The 18060-nt window shown below is 57.7% G+C and carries 12 protein-coding genes; 6 read left to right on the plus strand and 6 right to left on the minus strand.

Annotation, left to right across the window (positions count from 1 at the left end):
• Positions 1–189 precede the first annotated feature (189 nt).
• The 3 genes from HYP802_RS0110065 to HYP802_RS0110075 are packed head-to-tail and all read left to right on the plus strand — an operon-like array spanning position 190 to position 6222.
• Complete coding sequence (locus HYP802_RS0110065; protein ID WP_013947147.1) at positions 190–3384, plus strand: efflux RND transporter permease subunit; 3195 nt, start codon at positions 190–192, stop codon at positions 3382–3384.
• On the plus strand, positions 3371–4687 hold the full coding sequence (locus HYP802_RS0110070; protein ID WP_013947148.1) for an efflux RND transporter periplasmic adaptor subunit: 1317 nt from the start codon (positions 3371–3373) through the stop codon (positions 4685–4687). The genes HYP802_RS0110065 and HYP802_RS0110070 overlap by 14 nt, the downstream gene beginning before the upstream one ends.
• Before the next feature lie 2 nt (positions 4688–4689).
• Positions 4690–6222 carry an efflux transporter outer membrane subunit gene (locus HYP802_RS0110075; protein ID WP_280949188.1) on the plus strand — a complete coding sequence of 511 codons (1533 nt, stop codon included), beginning with the start codon at positions 4690–4692 and terminating at the stop codon, positions 6220–6222.
• Between the two features lie 64 nt (positions 6223–6286).
• Here HYP802_RS0110075 and HYP802_RS0110080 read toward each other — a convergent pair whose 3' ends face one another.
• Positions 6287–7075: a tetratricopeptide repeat protein gene (locus tag HYP802_RS0110080; RefSeq protein WP_013947150.1), complete on the minus strand. Its 789-nt coding sequence runs from the start codon at positions 7073–7075 to the stop codon at positions 6287–6289.
• Between the two features lie 238 nt (positions 7076–7313).
• Here HYP802_RS0110080 and HYP802_RS0110085 point away from each other — a divergent pair, with 238 nt between their 5' ends.
• Entirely contained in the window at positions 7314–8279 is a 966-nt protein-coding gene (locus tag HYP802_RS0110085) for a transporter (RefSeq protein WP_013947151.1), read from the plus strand.
• 207 nt (positions 8280–8486) lie between these two features.
• On the opposite strand, the gene HYP802_RS22890 is transcribed toward HYP802_RS0110085, so the two are convergent.
• The 3 genes from HYP802_RS22890 to HYP802_RS23905 form a co-directional block, all read right to left on the minus strand.
• Entirely contained in the window at positions 8487–8810 is a 324-nt protein-coding gene (locus tag HYP802_RS22890; protein WP_013947152.1) for a hypothetical protein, read from the minus strand.
• 24 nt (positions 8811–8834) lie between these two features.
• Entirely contained in the window at positions 8835–10115 is a 1281-nt protein-coding gene (locus HYP802_RS0110095; protein ID WP_013947153.1) for a tetratricopeptide repeat protein, read from the minus strand.
• A gap of 79 nt (positions 10116–10194) precedes the next feature.
• A complete protein-coding gene (locus HYP802_RS23905; RefSeq protein ID WP_024275668.1) occupies positions 10195–10629 on the minus strand; it encodes a hypothetical protein in 435 nt (144 codons plus the stop codon).
• Between the two features lie 745 nt (positions 10630–11374).
• Between HYP802_RS23905 and HYP802_RS0110110 the strand changes: the two genes are divergently transcribed.
• Together HYP802_RS0110110 and HYP802_RS0110115 are read left to right on the plus strand one after the other, a co-directional pair.
• The gene (locus HYP802_RS0110110) at positions 11375–12715 is read left to right on the plus strand and encodes an efflux RND transporter periplasmic adaptor subunit (protein ID WP_024275670.1); all 1341 of its coding nucleotides are present in this window, start codon (positions 11375–11377) and stop codon (positions 12713–12715) included.
• 10 nt (positions 12716–12725) lie between these two features.
• The gene (locus tag HYP802_RS0110115; RefSeq protein WP_024275671.1) at positions 12726–15947 is read left to right on the plus strand and encodes a CusA/CzcA family heavy metal efflux RND transporter; all 3222 of its coding nucleotides are present in this window, start codon (positions 12726–12728) and stop codon (positions 15945–15947) included.
• Positions 15948–15960: 13 nt separating this feature from the next.
• On the opposite strand, the gene HYP802_RS0110120 is transcribed toward HYP802_RS0110115, so the two are convergent.
• A complete protein-coding gene (locus HYP802_RS0110120; protein WP_013947158.1) occupies positions 15961–16914 on the minus strand; it encodes a GDP-L-fucose synthase in 954 nt (317 codons plus the stop codon).
• Positions 16915–16941: 27 nt separating this feature from the next.
• On the minus strand, positions 16942–18015 hold the full coding sequence (gmd, locus tag HYP802_RS0110125) for a GDP-mannose 4,6-dehydratase (protein ID WP_024275672.1): 1074 nt from the start codon (positions 18013–18015) through the stop codon (positions 16942–16944).
• Positions 18016–18060 lie beyond the last annotated feature (45 nt).

Here is an 18060-nt window from a genome sequence, read left to right on the forward strand (position 1 = left end):
GCGAGGTCCAGCACACGGGAAGACTTCCACCGATCGAACGGCGACGAAGCTTGGATTGTGTGCGAGCGAGAGAGCGTCGGGTCGGACGAAATTAGCCGCAGAAACTTCGAGCATCGAACGCAACGCTCGGGGCGGTCGGCTGCAGAAGGTCTGTAACGGCGGAATGAGCCGCCTAGGAACATAGAACGCATGTCGCTGCCAAAATTTTCTTTAACTCATCCGCATTCGGTGGCGGCGATCATCATTCTTATTTGCCTGCTCGGGTTCGGCGCGGTGTCGCGCATGCCGACGGACATTTTTCCGGAAATCAACATTCCAGTCGTCAGCGTCGTGTGGACGTACAGCGGAATGAGTGCGGAAGAAATGCAGGACCGCATTCTCATCAAGCACGAGCGGCAGATGGCGTCGCTCGTTGATGATATCGATCGGATCGAGGCCAACAGCTATACCGGCGTCGGCGTCATCAAGGTCTATCTGCATGAGGGGGCCGACGTCAGCCGCGCCATTACGCAGCTGTCGAGTTGCGCGCAGACTGTGCTCAAGAGCATGCCGCGCAATATCACGCCGCCGCTCATCGTCCGTTATAGTGCTACGGACGTTTCGGTTATTCAGCTCAGCCTCGCGAGTAAATACCTGCCCGACTCGCGCCTGACCGATCTCGGTCAGCAGGTGCTCAGACCCAATCTTGCGGTCGTGCATGGCGCACAGGTTCCCTATCCCTATGGCGGCAAAATCCGCGTCATCATGGTCGATCTCGATCCGCATGCGCTGCAGGCGCGCGGGCTGACGCCGGCGGAAGTTTCCGATGCGCTGGCGAAGCAGAACATCATCGTTCCGTCGGGCGATGTGAAAGTCGGCCAGAATGACTATCCGGTCGCGATGAACAACACGCCCAACGCCATCGCGACGATCGAGAATTTTCCGCTGAAGCAGATCGACGGAAAGACGATCTTCGTCCGTGACGTCGCGCACGTGCATGACGGACATCAGGTGCAGACCAATTCGGTCAGCCAGAACGGCGCGCCGGGTGCGCTGATGCTCGTGCGAAAGACGGGTGGAACATCAACGCTGGACGTTATCAACGGCGTCAAAGCGGCATTGCCTGGCCTGCAGCGGATGATGCCGAAGGGCGTGACAATCAAGGCGATCTTCGATCAGTCAATTTTCGTCAAAGCGGCGTTGAATAGCGTCGTGATGGGCGGCTTGATGGCAGCCGGACTGACAGCGTTGATGATTCTGCTATTCCTCGGCAACTGGCGGCTGACCATCATCATTCTGGCATCGATCCCGCTGTCCATCATCACTGCGCTGTTGATGCTCTGCCTCGCCGGACAGACGCTCAATACCATGACGCTCGGCGGTTTCGCGCTGGCGGTGGGCATTCTCGTCGACAACGCGACGGTGGTGATCGAGAACATCGAGCGTCACGTTGGACTGGGCGAGGAGATCGAAGAGGCAATTCTCAATGGCACCTCGGAAGTCGGCATTCCGACACTCCTTTCAACTCTGTCGATCAGCGTCGTCTTCGTGCCGGTTTTTCTTCTGACCGGCACCGCCAAGTATCTGTTCTCGCCACTCTCGCTGTCGGTGATCCTGTCGTTGTTTGCGAGCTTGTTGCTGTCGTTCACGCTCGTACCCGTGCTCTTCATGTATTTGATGCGGTCGCAGGTCGGAAAGCATGGCGGAGGACACGGCGAAGAGCACAAGCCGTCGCGCTTCAATCCGTTCAGCATAATTCATCGCGGTTTCGAAACCGGCTTCGGCGCTTTCCGCGAGAGGTATCGCAACGCTGTGTCGTGGTCCGTGAACCATCCTATTCCAACGATAGTTTTCTTCGCGGTTCTGCTCGGCGCGACCGTTCTGCCGTTAATGAACCTCGGAATGGATTTCTTCCCGCAGATCGATGCCGGACAGATGCGGCTGCATGTTCGCGCACCGCCTGGGACGCGCATCGAGGATACGCAGAAGGACTTCAGCGAAGTCGAGCAGGCTATCCGCAAGATCGTCGGCAACGATCAGATCGATGTCATTCTCGACAACATCGGCCTGCCGTACAGCGGCATCAATATCGCCCTTAGCGATACGGCTACCGTCGGTCCGATGGATGGCGAAATTCTCGTGTCGCTGAAGGAGAAGCATACTTCGACACCTGCTCATATTGCAGAACTTCGCCGTAAGTTGCCGCGGATGTTCCCTGAGCTTCAGTTCTTTTTCCAGCCGGCTGATATCGTCAATCAGGTCTTGAATTTCGGGCAGCCTGCACCGATCGACGTTCGTATTTCCAGCCGGAACGCGGATAAGGCGTATGCGCTCGCATCCAAGATTGCGCACGATTTAAAGTCGGTGCCGGGCATCGTCGATTCGCATGTCTTCCAGGTGCCCGATGCGCCTGCCATCAAAGTGGACGTCGATCGCACAAAGGCGAGGGATCTCGATCTCGATCAGCATGGTCTGGCAAACGACGTGCTTGTCACGCTCAATTCCAGCGCGCAGGTCTCTCCGAATTTCTGGCTCAATCCGCATAATAACGTCAGCTATCCGCTGGTCGTGCAAACGCCGACATATCGCGTCAAATCAACGAAGGATTTGTGGACGCTTCCCGTTACGGCGCCGAACGGCAAACATTCCCAGCTTTTGATGAATGTCGCCAAGTTCGGCCGAACGAAAGTGCCGATGGTGGTGTCGCAGTTGAATATTGCGCCGGTGTTCGACGTCGACGCCGACGTTCAAGGCCGGGATCTCGCATCGGCAGCCGATGCGATCGACAAGGTGCTTGCGAAAGATCGCCCGCCGGTGACGAGCGGCATCAAGGTGAAGCTTAGCGGACAGATTGAAACAATGCGTCAGAGCTTTGCAGGATTGTTCGGCGGCATGGGCCTCGCCGTCGTCCTGGTGTTTCTGCTGCTGGTCATCAATTTTCAAAGCTGGCTCGATCCGATCATCATTTTGCTGGCGGTACCTTTTGCTCTCGCCGGCATCGTCTGGATGCTCTTCCTCACCGGAACGCACATCAGCGTTCCGGCACTGATGGGCAGCCTGATGTGTATCGGTTTGACGACCGCAAACGGCATTCTTGTTCTGACATTTGCTAATCAGCAGGTCGCGCTTGGGATTGATCCGATGCATGCGGCAATCGAAGCGGGCTACACGCGACTTCGGCCAGTTTTGATGACTGCGGGCGCGATGATCCTCGGTATGATCCCGATGGCTCTGGGCGTGGGCGAAGGCGGAGAGCAGAACGCGCCTTTGGCTCGCGCGGTCATCGGCGGCCTTTTGCTAGCAACGGTCGCGACACTCATTGTTGTCCCGACGATGTATCGGCTTTTGCGCCGTGACACTTCTCGAAAAACCGCAGACGGGAGGATGCCCCTTGCGCACGCTTAAGAAGAGCGAGACTGACGTGAACGCCCTGCAGACGGAGCCTTGCGAGGCTGATCCACTTGCGCCTTCGGACTTTCCGGCGAAGGAAGGGCTCGGCGACGTCGCGAAAGAAGATTATCCGAAATCAACAGGGCGCTGGATGACGATGATCGCGATCGTTGTCGGGCTCGGATTGACTGCCGGCTTTGTCGAGGTTAGCCGAATTAAGGCTCAGGAAGCTGAGAACCTAGCGCAGGAAACGCAAAAGAACGTCGCGATGCTTCCGCTGGTCGACGTTGCTGTCGCCCAGTCGGGACCAGCATTCAAATCCCTTATTCTCCCGGGCGATACTGCGTCCTGGTATCGGACGATACTGTATTCGCGCGTGAACGGTTACCTGGCAGACTGGAAGGTCGATATTGGGGACAAGGTGAAGAAGGGGCAATTGCTCGCCACGATCGACACACCTGACCTAGATTCGCAGTTGGTAGCGGCGCGCGCGGAACTGGAAGCGGCAAAAGCTGAGGCCAAGGTCCGGCAAGCGGATGCCGATTTTGCGAAAAGCAGTTACGATCGCTGGCGTGATTCGCCAAAGGGCGTCGTTTCTGATCAAGAGCGAGAAGAAAAGAAAGCCGCTAACGACAGCAGTCTTGCGAAGCTCAATGCCGCGATTGCGCAGGTGGCGGTCGATCAGGCCAAGGTTGATGGGTTGATGACGCTCACGCAATTCAAAAATGTGACCGCGCCGTTCGACGGTATTATCACGGATCGCCGCATCGATCCCGGCGATCTGGTGACGGCGGGCAGCTCCGCTAATACATCACCGCTTTTCGTTATTCAGCAAACCGATCAAATCCGTATTTTCTCGCGCGTTCCTCAGGGCGTGGCTGAGCGGCTTACGATCGGCTCTCCCGTGAAGGTTATGACCGCAGACGGCTCCGGCCGCGTTTATGAGGGCAAGATCGTGCGCACGACCGGATCGGTCGACCCGCATGCGCGCACGATGCTGGTGGAGGTCGTTCTGCCAAACAAGGCTTATGCGCTTTCACCGGGCATGTACGTCCGCGCCGAATTTCAGGTCGCGCAGTCGAAGAGCGTTGTTGTGCCGGCTGCCGCGATTTTGTTCCGGGGCAAGGGCGCTCAGGTCGCGGTGATCGAAGACGGCCGGGTTGCGTTTAAGAATGTTTCCATCGCGACTGACGATGGCGACAGCGTTGAACTGGCATCAGGCATAAAGGTCGGAGATCACGTGGCGCTCAATATCAACAACCAGATTTCCGACGGCGACAAAGTCGAGGTCAACGGCTCCGGGAAGGCCCAAAGCTGATGATGAGACGGGGGGGACTGAAATTTCTCCTGCCAATCCTAGCCGGGGGGCTTACGGGTTGTGCAGTCGGGCCGGACTATCTGATGCCGCATATCGGCACGCCGGCGATGTTTACGACCGGTAGCCTCGGCGGCAGCTCGGGCGGTGCTGTGTCGGTGGCGCAATCGCAGTCGCCCGCGATCGCCAGGTGGTGGTCGTTGCTTCGGGATCCGCAACTTGAAACGCTGATCCAGCAGGCTGTCGTCGCGAATCCGGATATCGAAGTTGCTGCCAATCACATCCGCGCAGCCCGCGCCAATGAGGTCGCGGTTCGTGGATTGGCGCTGCCGATCGTAGAAGCGAATGCCGCGGCAGGCCGAGGTACCGGTACAAATTCGACGAAGGGACGCGTCGCTGGTCCGTTGAACGCCGGGACGAACACCAACGGGCTCGAAGAGATTACACACGTCGCTGGCTTTGACGCCGCATGGGAGCTGGATCTCTTCGGCAAGAACAGGCGCGCATACGAAGCAGCCCAATATTCGACGGATGTTGCCATCGAACAGAGGCGTGCGGTTCTAGTCTCAGTCGTTGCGGAAGTCGCGAGAGCTTACGTCGAGACGCGTGGCATTCAAGCCAAGATAAAAGCATCGAAAGAGAACGTCGCGCGGGCGCAGAAGATCTTCGATCTGATGAAGACGCGTTTCGATCGGGGCCTGACGAACGAACTCGACGTCAAGCTCGCATCGCGCCAGCTTGCGACGCTCAAGGCGGAACTCGCACCGCTTGCGAGCGAAGAATATGCTGGGTGCGCACGCATTGCGGTTCTGCTTGGAACCTATTCCGGCGGTGTTTGCCAGGAGCTCAGTGCTTACCGGCAGATTCCCACAACGCCGAGCCGTTTGAAAACGGGATTGCCGGCGAGCGTGATCCGCCGTCGCCCGGACGTTCGCGCGGCGGAACGCCAGCTTGCGGTCGAGACGGCGAGGATTGGCGTTGCTGTCGCGGATCTCTTTCCGCGCGTCGAGATTACGGCGGGTGGCGGCTTACAGGGACAGGGTATCGGTGTTGTGCCTGTGGTCACCAAGAGTATCTATTCGGTGGGACCTTCGGTCTATTGGCCGCTGCTCGACTTCGGGACGCTCGATTCGCTCGTGCACATTCAGCAGCTGCAGGCGGATTCGCAGTTCCTCACATATAAGCGCGTCGTTATTTCGAGCGTCGAAGAAGCGAACGTTGCGCTGTCGCGTTATCGCGCGGCGATGGCCACTCTCAGGTCTCTGGGCATCGCTGTCAAGGAGAGCAAGGGCGCGGTCGATCTCGCAACAGAGCGTTATGATCGCGGCGTAACGGACTCGCTCAATGTGCTGGATGCCGAGCGGCAGGATGACGAACTTCAGCTGCAGTATGTCCAGGCGAAGGCCGACGCGGCCACGGCGTTCATTGCGCTCTACAAAGCTCTAGGCGGCGGCTGGGAAATGTTCGAGCAGGATCTTCCTGCGCCGCGTGCAAGGCCCGCTGTTCTTGCCGCGTTCGATCACTTGCACGATCACTGAAAAATGCAGCGATAAATCCTGCAGGCGCCGTGGATGCGCCTGCGGGAGGTTTGCGTCCCTGTTTTTATTTGGTCGTTGTCGCGATTGATTGACCAAGCGGTGCGCGAGACTGACTTTCGCGCAATTTCTCAATCGCGAGCTTATTGGTAATCGCTGCATTGTTCATCGGATCGATGGTGAGAACGCGATCGAAGTCAGCCTCGGCATTTTTCAAGTCGTGGCCGGCGGCGCGCGTATTTCCGCGGGCGATGTAGGCGTTCAAAAACTTGCCGTTAAGTGTGATGGCATAATCGTAATCGTGGATTGCATCCTTCGCGCGACCGAGCGCGCGTAGTGTATTTCCCCGATTGAAATAAAGGGTCGGTTCATTTGGGGACAGCTCAATGGCGCGATCATAGCTTGCTAGCGCGTCCTGCAGATGCCCCTCAGCCTTATATGCGTTCGCTAGGTTGTTGTACGCCCGCGTGCTTAGCGGATCGATATCGATAGCTTTGCGGTCATCTGCAATTGCATGTGTGTAGTCGCGCTCCGAGGCGAAGACGATGGCACGCGCTTCATAAGCGCCGACATCTCGCGGAGCTAACGCGACGGCCTGATCGAAGTCGGCAACGGCCTTCGGAAAGTCCTTCGTGGCAAAATAGGCGAGACCGCGATTGACATACGCAATCTCGACTTTCTGAGAGTCCAATGCGTTACCTTCGATGGTCGCGGTGCATGCAAAGATGTGCAGTGCAGGCGTCGCCGCATCGGCACATTGGTCGCCGCCCGCCGCCCATGCAGATGACGCTGCCGATAGCGACGAGACGGCTATCGCGAGGGCGAACATGTTGATTGATGTGCGCGAGAAGAGCATGGCGTTCGGTCTCCGACGTGTTGGCAATCGGGACAGCGCAGCGGCGATAGAGGATGCCGCTATTGGTTCTCGAACAGCCCCGGAATAATCCCCACGAATGGTCTCCTGCCCACCTGCATCCGGCTTTCCTAGATCCGTATGAATACGGACCAGCTATTACCGATGTGATGTTCCCGGCGCGACGGTTGTGAGACTCTCGCGATATAGCTTTGAGGATATATGCCTCTGGGGGACTGCAATGGGGATAGCTAAAGCGCTTGGGACGACGCTCGTGTTCATGGGAGTCGGCGTCGCTCCGGCTACTGCAGGCGATTTGCTGCAAACATCGGCGAACGGCAGTTCATCTCTTCACGATTTGAATATTCCGTCACCCAGCTATCTCGGCGCGACGTCGTCCGATGAGGACGCAGGGGACGCCATCCAGGACTTCTTTCAGCGTTGGCAGGAAATTGCGCACGCCGCAAAAGCCTCACAGCCGGATTGGATGACACCGCTCGCGACCGTGACGCCGCGGTTAGAACAAGAGTTTCGGTCCGACCAGTTTTTTGAGCAGATGGGAAATGGGGCGCATCAGAATGTCTACGACGGCGGCAAGGGCTTCGAATTCATTCCGACGATGACCAATGAAGTACTGATCAACCTGCCACCCTATGAAGAGCGGACGCATGCCAAACAGGCGTCCGGTTGGGGGGACTGGCCCGCTGTCACCATCAAGCAGCGGCTTATCAGCGCCAACAAAGAAAATGGCGATTACATCGTGTCGGCGTTTTTCGGCGTGCAGGCTCCGACCGGCGACGATCCTTTTACGAACGATGCGTGGGTCGTGACGCCGACGTTGGCGGCGGGCAAAGGCTGGGGCGATTTCGATATTCAGGCGACGGTCAGCGTTCCCATTCCGTTGGAACGCGAAAGTGAAATCGGGACGTCCGTCGTTACCAACGTCGCGTTTCAATATCATCTTGCGAAATATTTCTGGCCCGAATTCGAAGTCAACTATACGCATTGGGCCGACGGCGAGCGAAGCGGCAAAGACCAAGTCTTTTTGACGCCCGGTCTCATTCTTGGTCGTTTCAAACTGTGTGACGACAGCAATCTGATCGTCGGCGCAGGCTATCAGTTTGCGGTTTCGCCGAAGACGACATCCCCGGTTCTCACGCCGACTTACGATAGCAACTGGATCGTCACGACACGGCTTTCGTTCTGACGACGTAGAACTACGGAGGGGCTTGCCGGGTGTTTAATACCATGCCGGTTTGCTTAATAGTCCCAGCGTTACAGACCTCAACTTTGGCCCCGGCTTTTACCCGAAGTCCGGGGCCTTTTTCTTTTTGAGTTGTCTCAATCGATGTAAAAATTGAGATGCAAGGGCGCCAAGAAAAGACGAGTTGCCGTCAAGGCGGTGCTGCAGCGATTAGCGCGGATACGGGATCGTCGTTTGCAGCCGGCTTTTGCTTGCCTCGGAGGGCGAGCGCTGGTCCCGCGCGGATGGAGAGCGATCCGAATGCGGCGGCCAATTGCGCGGCAGATTATCGGAGACATGGCAATAGGCACGTCTCGCCATATGATGGCAATGGCGGTAGTCGCGCGCATCGACAGGGTTGAGAGTCGCTGCCTTGTCGCCGACAAAAAATGCCGGAGCGTATGAGTTCGCCGCCGCCGATACCGTACCTGCAAAGATGAATGCGAATGCCGCGCAAGCGGCGAGCGAGCGGTTTTGTTTGTGGTTCAGTGTCATTGTCAAAGATCCTTTCGAATGGGTTCACATTTCGGCGGGACGCTTATTTCCATGCGTCATGCGCACCGTGAGGCGATTGTCTTTAGTGGAATTCAGGATGACGGTGTGGACGTCACAGCCGTGGTGATGCGGCGTCCAATATTCGAGATGTTCTGAACCGGCTCCGTCAGCGGTCTCCACGGTGGCTGTTTTGGTCGCCGCCGTCTCGGTGTGTTCGTTAAAAGCCGCTCTAAAATCCTTGAACAGATGAGGCGTGATGCCTTCGATCGTAATGGAACAGACAGTCCGTCCCGGTTGCTGGACAGATTGTGCAAGGACAAGACGTGCTTTGCCAAAGCTTGTCTTGCCGGTCCAGGTTTTCAGTCCAGCCGATGTCATTGTCGGTTGGCCCCGCCAAGGCGTGGCTTCAACAGCGCGGCCTAGAGCACGGGTGTCCTCGCCGTTGGTGAAGCATGTCTCGTCGATGTCCCGAATGAGGTCCGCGATCAGTTTGGCGTGTACAACTTCTCTCGAGAGACGATCGGCGGCGGCTGTATTATCATCGAGCCTCTTTAGTCCAGCTTCGGCGCGTGCGTTTGCGGGCTGGTATTTAAGCGTGGTCTCGAATTGGGTTCTGGCTTTGTCGCTGTCACCTTGTTGCAGAGAGAGAAAGCCTTTCTCGGCGTAGGCGGGTGCATAGGTCGATGATACCTCAAGCACGCGGTCGAAGGCTTTGTTCGCTTCTTCCAACCGCCCTTGCTGCGCCAGGATCAAGCCGCGATTGTAGGCGATGAAGCGATCGTCGGGTCGTATCTTGGCCGCGGTGTCGTAATCCGAAAGTGCTTCGTCGAAGCGCTTGGCTCGAAAATGAAGGCTTCCGCGATTAACTAGAGCGGCTGCGAAATCCGGCGCGCGGGCGATGGCAGCGGTATAGTCAGCGAGCGCCCTATCGAACTCATCCAGCTTGGAATAGCTGTTCGCCCGATTATAGAAGACGCGCGCGTCGTTCGGTTGGAGCTGAAGAAGCACGGAATAGAGCTCCACTGCAGTTTTGTATTCGCCACTGCCGTAGGCACGGTTTGCCTTGTCAGCGAGGTGTTGTGCGCGTTGCGTTTCGATAGCTGCTGTCGACGCCGGTGCGTCATCAGGCGTTGCGCCGAGCGCGATGTGTGAGCTGAAAGCGGTTGCAGTGAGTGCAATTGCTGTGCTCAGCGCCGCAGTCAGGAGTGTCGTCGGCGATATGGCTGGGATCGTCGTTGCGATCTTGGACGCTTGGCGAGCCAAGGCAGCAGAACACGACCTCTCCCTGCCAACAAAAATTGGCATGAGTTTTTCTCCAATAAAGCAAGATGGATTTGCCCGCGCCAGCGGCGCGGAGCGCAATCAATGCACTGGGGGCCGCGCTCTAAATCTGGAGAACAATCGTGCGGCGGTCGCTAAGCGTGGACCGCAGATGGAGCGGATCATCAAACGTTGCGTGTGAGATGGCGCAGTGAAAGCGCGCGGCAAGCAGCTCGCCGGACGTGGGTAGAAGAGCCGGTGCGTAACCACCTAAATTCGCGCCATTCCGGTCAGACGGCTTGGACTGATGCGGTTGTTTGAAAAACGATGCATGCTGAAGCCGGTAATCTGTGCAGGGCTCGGATTCGGCTTGCGCGTGGGAATTCGAGAAGAGAATGAAGTGATCGTTCGATCCGGATTGCGTGTCGTGGTGAAGACGCTCGATCTCGACCGCAACGCTATGGGTGCTGCTCACACACAGAACCAGCGGCAAGCCTGCGACGGATGTCGCGAGCAGGACCGCTGATGTGATCAGATATCTGACGAAGCGAGTGAGCATGCGCTATTTAAACATCTTCCAATTCATATTGCCGCTGGAAAGTGTTTGTAAGATGTCGCATTGGCAATCCCGTCGCGACATATCTTTCGATATGTTGTGAGCTTGCAACAAAATCAATCCCGAACTGCGCAGTACTCTTTCGGTTTGGCCGAAACATTTGGAGGCAGAGTCCATGTGACGGTTCGCTGTCGGCGGTTCAGGGTCTTGACTAAGTAGAGTTTGGACATAAACCTAATCGCGATGCACCATTCGGCAAACCACACCTCAAAATCGTCTCTCGCTGCCACACGCAGCGGACGGTCGGTCGTGTGTGCGTTGCTTGCATTACTTATGATGGCTCTCAGCGGTCCCTTCAGTCTGTCGCATGCGGTTGCCGAGCATGGGCATGAGAATTGTGCAGGCCATGGCATCGACGCGAAAAAAACATCGCAAGATTCGGAGGTTCCTCAGGGGCTCTCAGGGCAGCATTGCGTGCTTTGTTTTTCCGTTCAGCATCTGATTTCGAAACCGAGTCTCCCCACCCGCACCGAGGCTATCGCGCCGGTCACCTATACAGCATGGGAAACGCTCGATGGGCCGTTGGAAGGTCCGGGGCCGCTGTTCAAGCCGCCGCGCGTTTAAAGCGCTTTTCAATCGCGATGACGTGGCTGCGCAGTCTCTTTCTGCGCGCCGCGATCGCGTGAACCTCCGTCAAAATCGCAACGCGGCGCCCTAAGCGGTCTCCGCAACACGGGATTGTTTCGACATGCAGCGAATGCTGATCGCTGGTGGCGGGCGCTTGTGCGCCGCTGCTCTGGCACTGGCCGTGCTTTGCGCGGCTACTTTCGCACCTGGCCTTTCCAGGTTTTTCACCATCTCAAGCGACGCCAAGGCGCACGCGCCAGCGGAGACCAAGGGTCATTCGGAAGGCGGACATCAGCATGACGAGGGGCATGCACGTGACGCCGGTGGAGAGGCCGTAAACGAGGAAAACGGATCGGATGCTGCGCACGGCGAAGAAGCCGGTCACGAGCATCATGAGGGCCTCGAAGTCTCGCAGGATCGGATCGATGCCGAAGGCATTGCGTTGACGGAAGCCGGAGCGGGTGTGCTCGATCGGAGCCTGACAGTGCCGGGAACGGTGATCGCAGACCGCAATCGCGTGGGGCGCGTTGCAGCCCAGGTTGTCGGCACAGTGGCCGAGTTGAAGAAGCGCCTTGGCGATGTCGTCGCGAAGAATGAAGTCGTCGCCATCCTGGACAGCCGGGAAGTGGCCGATGCGAAGAGCGAATACATCAACGCGCTTGTCAACGCGAACCTGCAAGAGACGCTCTTCGATCGCGAAAAAACGCTCTACGAGAAGCAGATTTCGGCGGAGCAGCGCTATTTGCGGGCGCAGGCTACCGATACCGAAGCGAAAGTCCGATTAGGCGTCGCGCATCAGAAGCTTGCTGCTCTGGGCGTCAGCGAATTGGACATCCAAACGTTAAAGCAGCGCGGCCAATCCGCAACGAACCTGCAACGTTACGAAATTCGCGCGCCGATCGGCGGGCGCATTGTCGAGCAGCTTGTCGATCTCGGAACACCCGTCGGTCGCGAGGGCGAAGCCAAGGAGCTTTATGCCATTGCCGATCTTTCGGTGGTGTGGATCGAGCTTGCCGTTTCGATCAGTCACCTTCCCGATATCAAGGAGGGACAGAGCGTGCTGGTCAGCGGCAGCCAACCGGCTGAGACGACATCAGGAAAAATCATCTTTACGAGCCCGATGATCAATGAGGAGACGCGGACGGCGCGCGTTATTGCGTCGGTCGAGAATAGGGATCTGGCGCTGCGGCCGGGTTCGTTCGTCAACGCCGACATTCTTTTTGGAACGAAACCGGTTGGGCTGAAGCTTCCGAAAACCGCGCTGCAGACAGTCAAGGGTGAGACGATTGTTTATGTCCGCACCGAACACGGCTTCGAAGCGCGCAAAGTGGCAGTGGGCGGCACTGATGGCTCGTCTGTTGAGATCGTCGCCGGGATAGAGCCGGGTGAGATGGTCGCGGCGACGAACACGTTCCTGCTCAAGGCCGAGAGCGGGAAATCCGAAGCTACGCATTCGCATTGAGGACGTTCCGATGATTGCACAGGTGCTCGAATTTTCGGTCCGCCGCCGTTGGCTCGTCATTCTCCTGACGCTGCTCGCCGCAAGCTACGGCGTGTGGTCGCTTAATCGGCTGCTGATCGACGCCGTTCCCGACATCACGAACAATCAGGTTCAGATCAATACCGTCGCGCCATCGTTGCCGCCGTTCGATATCGAAAAGCAGGTGACGTTTCCGATCGAGACGGCGCTTGCGGGGATACCGGGTCTTGAATACACGCGCTCGCTTAGTCGCAACGGCTTTTCGCAGGTCACGGCGGTTTTTACCGAAAGCACCGATATCTATTTCGCGCGCCAGCAAATCAGCGAGCGCTTGCGCGAAGTGGACGAGCGACTGCCGGCAGATGCTAAGCCGAGCCTTGGTCCGATTTCGACCGGCCTTGGTGAGATCTATATGTGGACCGTGGCTTTCGCGTCCAAAAGCGAACAGATGGGCGAGGTCGGGCCTCAAAGCGACGGCTCTTATGTGACACCCGAGGGTCAACGTCTGACCAACGATATCGAGCGTGGCGCCTATCTGCGTACGGTCCAGGATTGGATCATCAAACCGCAGATCGCGAGCGTTCCCGGAATCGCTGGCGTCGACGTTGTCGGTGGATACGAGAAGCAATATCTCGTGCAAGCGGATCCCGCGCGTCTGACAGCCCTCAATCTTTCCTTTGGTGACATCGTCGAAGCGCTTGAGAAAAATAACGTCAACCGCGGGGCCGGCATTTTCGAGCAAAGCGGCGAGGGGCTTGCGGTTCTCAGCACCGGACGGCTCGAAAACATGCCCGATATCGGCAACGTCGTCGTGACGACGCGTGGCGGATCGCCGGTGAGGATTAAAGACGTCGCGCAGGTCACGATCGGCCGCGAGTTGCGCACCGGCAGCGCAAGCATTAACGGGCAGGAGGCCGTCGTCGGCACGGCGCTAATGCTGATTGGCGAGAACAGCCGGACGGTGTCGTCGGCCGTCAGTAAAAAGATCGACGAGCTTTCGAAGTCGCTGCCACCGGGCATTGCGTTGCGACCGGTGCTTGACCGGACCGTGCTGGTCGATGCCACCATTTCGACGGTCGCAAAGAACCTGCTCGAAGGTGCGCTTCTTGTCGTTGTTGTTCTGTTCGTTCTGCTCGGGAATATTCGTGCGGCCGTTATAGCGGCGCTGGTCATACCCATTGCCATGCTGCTGACGCTCACCGGGATGGTACAGGCGAAGATCAGCGCCAACTTGATGAGCCTCGGTGCGCTCGATTTTGGTCTGATCGTCGACGGTGCTGTCATCATCGTCGAGAATGCACTGAGACAGATTTCTGAGCGACAGCACGCTTTGAAGCGTGTGCTCAGTCTCGATGAACGCTTGGAAACGGTGACCAAGTCGGCGGAGGAGATGATCAAGCCGTCCGTCTACGGTCAGGCGATCATTATTCTAGTTTATGTGCCGCTGCTGACGTTTTCCGGCGTTGAAGGAAAAATGTTCGAGCCGATGGCGGTCACCGTTATCATGGCGCTCATCGCGGCTTTCGTTCTGTCGCTGACATTCGTTCCAGCGGCCATTGCGGTTGCAATCAGCGGGCGTGTTGTCGAGGCCGAGAGCTTGCCTGTTCGGGCGATCAAGAGTGTGTATGAACCTCTGCTTCGCGCGACGCTCAACAGGCCTTTGCTACCGATCATGGTGGGCGTGGCGCTCTTTGCCGGAGCGCTGATGCTGTTCGGACGGCTCGGGCAGGAGTTCATCCCGACGCTTGATGAGAAGAACCTCTCGATGCATGCGATGCGGATACCGAGTACGTCGCTGACGCAATCGCAGGATATGCAGCTTAGAGTCGAAAAAATCGTCAGCTCGTTTCCGCAGGTTTCGCTTGTGTATTCCAAGACGGGCACTGCCGAGGTTGCATCCGATCCGATGCCGCCGAACGTTTCGGATACATTTATTATTCTGAAGCCGGAATCGGAATGGCCTGATCCTTCGCTCAGCAAGCAAGCGCTCGTTGGGAAAATTCAGGAGAAGCTCGAAAAGCTTCTAGGAAATAACTTTTCGTTCTCGCAACCAATTCAGATGCGCTTCAACGAGCTGCTAGCCGGTGCGCGTGGTGATCTCGCCGTTAAAGTTTTCGGCGATGAATTCGGCCAGATGCTGGAGGGCGCAAATGCGATCGCCCGGATTTTACGCGGCACGGAGGGTGCGACGGACGTCAGTATCGAACAAGCTCAAGGTCTGCCGTTCCTTGAGATCAAGCTGAAGAAGAACGAGATCGCGCGGTTCGGATTGAGCGCGTTCGCTGTGCAAGAGGTGATCGGCGCGGCGATGGCCGGGCGCTCTGCCGGGGTGATTTTCGAAGGCGATAGGCAGTTTCCTGTTGTCGTCCGGTTGCCGGACGCGATGCGCGCGGATCTCGAAAAGCTGAAGCACATTCCTGTTGCGTTACCGCCGAACAGCGCAGGCCGCATTGCCACCATTCCGCTGGAACAAGTTGCGAGCTTTGCCGTGACTGAGGGACCGAACCAGGTCTCACGCGAGAATGGCAAGCGGCGCATCGTCGTGACGGCAAACGTGCGCGGGCGCGATATCGCGTCCGTCGTCGCGGAGGCACAAACGAAGGTCGCAGAAGAGGTGAAGCTGCCGACGGGCTATTACATCGCCTGGGGCGGCCAGTTTGAAAATATGGCTGCAGCGCAGCAGCGTCTCGCCGTCGTTGTGCCAGCCTGTTTTCTGCTGATCTTTCTGCTGCTCTATTCCGCCCTTGGCTCACCACGCGATGCCATCCTGGTATTCAGCGCTGTCCCACTCGCTTTGACCGGCGGCGTCATTGCTCTTTGGTTTCGCGACATGCCGTTCTCGGTTTCGGCCGCGGTCGGCTTTATCGCGTTATCGGGTGTCGCGGTTCTCAACGGGCTCGTCATGCTGACATACATCAAGCAACTGATGGCGGCGGGATTGCCGGCGGCGGAAGCAATACGCCAGGGTGCGCTGGCCCGTTTGCGGCCTGTCGTGATGACGGCGCTTGTCGCGTCGCTCGGGTTTTTGCCGATGGCGCTCGCAACGGGAACGGGGGCGGAAGTGCAGCGGCCGCTGGCAACGGTCGTCATTGGCGGGTTGTTGAGCGCAACGCTGCTGACACTGCTCGTACTGCCGGCGCTGTCAATTTGGTTTGGTTCGCGTGCCGCAGCGGCGAAACGGACGCCAACGGCTGTTCCTGCGGCCGCGGAATAGGTGCGGGCTGCAATCAGGCCGTCAACCGCGCCGTCGCTTCGTTATCCTTGAACCAGTTGTAGGCTTCGGTGAGGCCGTCGCGCAGGCCGTAGCGCGGCGTCCAGCCCGTGGCCTTCAGCTTGGAGACGTCGAGCAGCTTGCGCGGCGTGCCGTCGGGCTTCGTCGGATCGGTGACGATCTTGCCGTTGAAGCCGACGACGTCGCATACCAAGCGCGCTAGGTCGAGAATGGTGATGTCTTCGCCCGTGCCGACATTGACATGCTCAGAACCTGAATAGACTTTCATCAAATGCACAACGGCGCGGGCAGCATCATTGACGTGAAGAAATTCGCGTCGCGGTGTGCCCGAGCCCCAGATGGTAATTTCTCCGGCGCCGGACTTCTTCGCGTCATGTACTTTGCGTAAAAGTGCCGGGATGACATGGCTTTTGAGCGGATCATAGTTGTCGCCCGGGCCGTAAAGATTGGTCGGCATCGCCGAGACGAAATCGGCGCCATACTGACGGCGATAGGCTTCGCAGAGTTTCAGCCCGGCGATCTTGGCGATGGCGTACCATTCGTTCGTCGGCTCCAGACTTCCCGTCAGAAGGGCGCTTTCGGGGATCGGTTGCGGCGCGAACTTCGGGTAGATGCATGAGGAACCGAGATACAAAAGCTTCTCGACGCCGCTGCGGAAGGCTGCGTCGATAACGTTCATTTCGATGGCGAGATTGTCGTAGAGAAATTCCGCCGGGTAGGTGTCGTTTGCGAGAATGCCGCCGACTTTCGCTGCCGCAAGAAACACGGCGTCCGGCTTTTCGCGATTGAACCACTCTCTGACGCGCGCTTGATCTCGGAGATCGATCTGGTCGCGACCAACCGTCAGGACGATGCAGTTTTCGTTCTGTAGCAGACGGAGGATCGCCGATCCGACCATGCCGCGGTGGCCGGCGACGAATATGCGCTTGTTGGTCAGATCAAAAGACATCGCTTCCTCGCATGGTCTTCGCACTTGCTATTCGTTGAGGCTATTGCGCCAGCTTTCGCGTTCGAGGAGCGCGAGGTCGGCGGCGACCATTTCTTTAACGAGCTCCTGGAAGCCGACCTTGTGGTGCCAGCCTAGTTCGTTGCGGGCCTTGCTTGGATCTCCGAGCAAGAGATCGACTTCTGTCGGACGAAAATAGCGCGGATCAATGCGAACCAACTCGTCACCGGTTTTGACATCGTAGCCGATCTCATCGACACCGTGGCCCTTCCAGGCGATGGACTTGCCGACTTCGGCAAATGCTAGCCCAACGAATTCGCGCACGGAATGGGATTCTCCCGTTGCTAGCACGTAGTCGCCCGGTTTTTCGTTTTGGACCATCATCCACATGCCTTCGACGTAGTCTTTCGCGTGGCCCCAATCGCGTTTGGCGTCCAGATTGCCAAGATAAAGTGCTGACTGCAAACCTGCGGCGATGCGAACAACGGCGCGCGTGATCTTGCGGGTCACGAAGGTTTCACCGCGGAGCGGACTTTCGTGGTTGAACAGAATGCCATTCGAGGTGTGCATGCCGTAGGCTTCGCGGTAATTGACGGTGATCCAGTAGGCATAAAGCTTGGCGACGCCATAAGGCGAACGCGGATAAAATGGCGTCGTTTCCTTCTGCGGCGTTTCATGCACCTTGCCGTAAAGCTCGGATGTGGAAGCCTGATAGAAACGGACCGAATTCTCGAGTTTGAGGATGCGTAGCGCTTCGAGGAAACGCAGCACGCCCATGGCGTCGGCGTTTGCCGTGTATTCCGGCGTCTCGAAACTTACCTGGACGTGGCTTTGTGCGGCGAGATTATAGATTTCATCGGGCCGGGTTTCCTGGACGAGGCGGATGATGTTGGTTGAATCCGTCAGGTCGCCATAGTGCATGAAGAATGACGTGCTCGCCTCATGCGGATCCTGATAGATTTCGTCGACGCGTTGGGTGTTGAATGATGACGATCGTCGCTTAATGCCGTGGACGACGTAGCCCTTATCGAGAAGAAAGCGCACAAGGTAGGCGCCGTCCTGACCGGTGACACCCGAAATCAATGCAGTCTTGCTTTTGCTCATGCCATTTCCCCCAAGTCCCGCCGAGATTTATGTGGGGTTGTCGCT

The sequence above is a fragment of the Hyphomicrobium sp. 802 genome, assembly GCF_000526135.1.
Taxonomy (GTDB): domain Bacteria; phylum Pseudomonadota; class Alphaproteobacteria; order Rhizobiales; family Hyphomicrobiaceae; genus Hyphomicrobium_B.